This is a genomic window from Helicobacter sp. T3_23-1056, from assembly GCF_053654535.1.
In genome coordinates this window covers 1-963 of the sequence record NZ_JBSIUU010000084.1, presented here as the reverse complement: position 1 = coordinate 963, position 963 = coordinate 1, and the positions used below count along the sequence as shown (strand labels likewise).

Annotated in this window: 1 protein-coding gene; it reads left to right on the top strand. The window is 30.5% G+C overall.

Annotation, left to right across the window (positions count from 1 at the left end):
* Positions 1–963, top strand: a 963-nt coding sequence (locus tag ACWIUO_RS13770; RefSeq protein ID WP_454178456.1) for a hypothetical protein, incomplete at both ends; no start/stop codon positions are given.

Sequence of the window (963 nt, the reverse complement as noted above, 5' to 3'; positions counted from 1 at the left end):
CATTCCCCTTTAAACTCATAATCAAAGATTATGATTTGCTAATTCCCCTAAAAAACAAAGAGATTCAAATAACAAATATAGATTCTAAAAAATGCTATAAATCTAAAATCACTACTGCAAATGGTGAAGTTGTATTTGAGATTCCACATAGTGAGAGAGGAGATTTTTTTAGTGTAGAGCTTATAAATGATGATGAGTATGAAATAAATCCATATTATCTAGCAAAAGAATCTAATCATATTTATACGCAATCACCGCAATCGCCGCATTCACAAGAATCTAATCAACAATCCACTCAACAATCTAATCAACAACAATCTAATAAAATAGATTCAAATAATACAAATATTTCAAGCAATTCAAATGATTCAAATGATTCGCATAGTTCAAGTAATTCAAGTGATTCAAACAACCTCAATAATCCAAATAACCTCAATAATCCAAACAACCTCAATGATTCACATAACTCAAAGCATTCTAATCATACCCATTCAGCCCATACGACACATAAACAATCTATTTATCAATCCAAAAACACCACAAATAAGATTCTAACACCTAATAATTATCAAAAATGCCCTGCTAGTCCTTATTTCAAAGCTAAAATATCTTTGCTTTTCGATGGACTTACACTATCAATCTTGAGAGGCAATCACATAGTAGCAAGCTATGAAGCTAGAAGCGGAAAAGCATTAACTTTGCAAGAAAAAGCGGAATTAGAGCAACAAAAAGGCTATACTCACTTTGTGCCTAGTTTTACAGATTTTGGTTATATAAATGACTTTGATAGACATTTGCAAGACAATAGCACCACCACAAAACAAACACATCAACCACTATTTCATTGCTATGATAAAGGCTATCAAGATGAAAATAATACTATAAAAGATGGAGAATATTACTTAAGCACGCAAGAAATAAAAGATTTGCTAGAAAAATATGAATCTAGTAAATCAAAAGATT